Below are 2,995 nucleotides of genomic sequence, written 5' to 3'. Positions count from 1 at the left end.
CCCCGGAGCCCGTCCCCGCGGCGCCCGGCCGGCCGCCGCGCCGCGGCGCGGGCTGGAACGCCGCGATGATCGTCGCCGCCGCCCTCCTGCTGGTGGCGGCGTTCCTGCCGTGGGCGCGGGTCCAGGTGGTCGTCGACCTGTTCGGCCGCCCGCTCTCGCGCGACCTCGGCAGCGTCGCCGGCATCGACGCCGACGACCTGGTGGTCGCGGTGCCGGTGCTCGCGGTGGTCGCGATCGTCCTCGCGGTCTGGGACCTGCTCGGCGGGGACGCGCGGATCGGGGGCCTCGCCGCCGTCCCCGGCGTGCTCGCGCTGCTGGCCTGCGGGCTCTTCGTGCTGCGGCTCGGCGACGTCCGCGACGACCTGCCCGCCGGCCGCGACCTGCCCGGCGACGGGCTCGACGTCGGCTACCAGATCTCCGTCCGGTACGGCTGGTACCTGGGGGTCGCCGCGGCGCTGCTGCTGGTCGGCTTCAGCCTGGCCCGCCCCATCGGCGAGCGCCTGCTGTCCCCCAGGGCCGCCGCGCCTGGGGCCCACCCGGACCAGCACTACCCGCCGCAGGCGTACCCGGACCAGGCGTACCCGGACCAGGCGTACCCGGACCAGGCGTACGCGCAGCAGCAGTACTCCGACCAGCAGTACTACGTGGATCCCCAGTACCAGCAGCAGTGGGCGGAGTGGGCCCAGAGCGATCCGCAGCACGCCGCCGCCTGGCCGGACCACGCGCCGGAACAAGCCCCGGAACAGGCACCGGAGCACGCGCCGGAGCAGACGGCGGATCGGACCGGCGAGAAGGCCGCCGGTGCGGAGCCGGCGGCGGAGAAGCGGCGCGACGATCAGTCGTAGAAGCCGAGCCGCCGGAGCTGCTTGGGGTCGCGCTGCCAGTCCTTCAGGACGCTGACGCGCAGGTCGAGGAACACCTTGGTGCCGAGCAGCGCCTCGATCTGGCGGCGCGCGGCGGCGCCGACCTCGCGGAGCCGGGCGCCCTTGTGCCCGATGATGATGCCCTTCTGGCTCGGGCGCTCGACGAACAGGTGCGCGTAGACGTCCATGAGGTCCTCGCGGCCCTCGCGCGGCCCCATCTCGTCCACCACGACGGCGATCGAGTGGGGCAGCTCGTCGCGGACGCCCTCCAGCGCGGCCTCGCGGATCAGCTCGGCGACGAGGACCTGCTCGGGCTCGTCGGTGAGGTCGCCCTCGGGGTAGAGCGGCATGCCCTCCGGCAGGTGCGAGATCAGCAGGTCGCCGACCAGGTCGACCTGGAAGCCGTCCGCGGCGGAGCAGGGCACGATGTCGGCGAACTCACCGAGCTCCCCGACCGCCAGCAACTGCCGCGCGACCTGCTCCGGGGGCGCCAGGTCGGTCTTCGTCACGATCGCGACGACGGGCGTCTTGCGCACCGCCGCCAGCTCGCGCGCGATGTACTTGTCGCCCGGCCCGACCGGCTGGTCGGCGGGCACGCAGAACCCGATCGCGTCCACCTCGGTCAGCGTGGACCGCACCAGGCTGTCGAGCCGCTCGCCCAGCAGCGTCCGGGGCTTGTGCAGGCCGGGGGTGTCGACGACGACCAGCTGCGCCTTGGGCCGGTGCACGATGCCCCGGATCGCCCGCCGCGTGGTCTGGGGACGGCTGCTCGTGATCGCCACCTTCGTGCCCACGAGGGCGTTCATGAGGGTGGACTTGCCAACGTTCGGGCGCCCGATGAAGCAGGCGAACCCGGCCCGGTACTGCTCGGGCGGCCGTCCGGTCGTCGTCTCTCCCAGCGATGTCACCCGTCAATTGTCGCTCACCCCGGGGAAGGCCCCGTCCACCGCCGTGTCCCCGGGTCAGGCGGCCGGGGACCCCAGCCGGTCCAGCGCCTCGACGGCCCGCGCCTTCCAGTAGGGGGCGCCGAGGCGGTCCGCGACCTCGGCGGCCTTGCGGTAGTGGCCGGCGGCGACCCCGTCGGGACGTCCGAGGAACCGCGCGAGATCGCCGAGGACCTGCGCGACGGGGCCGAGGGTGGAGACGGCGTTCGCGCCGCCGCTGAGGTGCGTCTCGTACGGCAGCAGCGCCGCGTGGACCTCCGCGGCCAGCCCCCGGTCGCCGAGGGCGATCGCGCGGCGCCCGCGGAGCGCCATGGCGAGGTCGAAGAAGTAGTCGAGGCGGATCGGCCCGGCGCCCACCACGACCCGCCGGGCCTCCTCGGCGCGCCCGGCGCCGGCCAGGGCGAGGGCGCGGATGTCGGCGCAGGCGGCGATGTGCGGCCACCGCTCGGCGAGCCACGCCGCGGTGTCGGCCAGCTCCGCCTCCCGGCCCTGGACGAGCCGCAGGCAGAACCCGCCGAGGAGCTGCATCCCGCGCTCGTTGCTCCAGATCCCGGTCCGGCCGATGGCCTCGCCGACCTCGGCGTAGGCGCGCTCGGCCGCGTCGAGGTCGCCGTGCAGGGCGTGCCGCAGCCCGGCGTACCAGCCCGCGATCATCGCGAGGAGCGGCAGGCCGTACTGCTCGGCGAGCCGCCGCCCCTCGTCCAGGTGGCGCTCCGCGGCGGCCAGGTCGAGCGCGGCGGTGAAGGCCTGCTGGAGCTCCAGGTGGGCGAGGACGCGGTAGGTGCCGAGGTCGTGCCGGGTGGCGAGGTCGAGGAGCTCGGTGGCGTACGCCGTCCGCCGCGCAAGGTCGTCGGCCGTCCGGTACCCGTTGGCGTAGGCGCCGTTCAGCGCGACGGCGAGCAGCGCGGGCCGGCCGAGGGCGCGGGCGGCGTCGAGGGCCTGCGCGGCGGCGACGGCACCGCGGTCGTCCTGCTCGCCCTCCAGCTCCAGCGCGAGGCTGGTGAGCAGCCGGACCCGCAGCTCGTCCGCGCCGTCCGGGAGCCGGTCGAGCGCCTCCTCGGCGGCCTCGACGACGCGGCGGTCGACGGCGCCGTACTCGCGGCTCGTCCACAGGGTGGGGACGTCGGACGCGACGACGACCCGCGCGAGCAGCCGGACGTCGCCGGACGCGCGGGCGGCCGCGATGGC

1 protein-coding gene and 2 pseudogenes are annotated in these 2,995 nt (G+C 75.9%); 1 reads left to right on the top strand and 2 read right to left on the bottom strand.

The window, feature by feature from the left end; all coding sequences use genetic code 11:
• Nucleotides 1-845 (top strand): annotated as a pseudogene (locus E1300_RS51100) (hypothetical protein); the annotation flags it as partial.
• On the opposite strand, the gene era reads toward E1300_RS51100, so the two are convergent.
• Both era and E1300_RS51095 read right to left on the bottom strand, forming a co-directional pair.
• Complete coding sequence (gene era, locus E1300_RS48835; RefSeq protein WP_131764059.1) at nucleotides 836-1,771, bottom strand: GTPase Era; 936 nt, start codon at nucleotides 1,769-1,771, stop codon at nucleotides 836-838. The pseudogene E1300_RS51100 and the gene era sit on opposite strands and share 10 nt — an antisense overlap.
• A gap of 54 nt (nucleotides 1,772-1,825) precedes the next feature.
• Nucleotides 1,826-2,995, bottom strand: a pseudogene (locus tag E1300_RS51095) (SARP family transcriptional regulator); the annotation flags it as partial.

It is taken from the genome of Actinomadura fibrosa (assembly GCF_900659615.1).
GTDB classification, from domain to species: domain Bacteria; phylum Actinomycetota; class Actinomycetes; order Streptosporangiales; family Streptosporangiaceae; genus Spirillospora; species Spirillospora fibrosa.
This window is presented reverse-complemented; position numbering and strand designations above follow the sequence as displayed.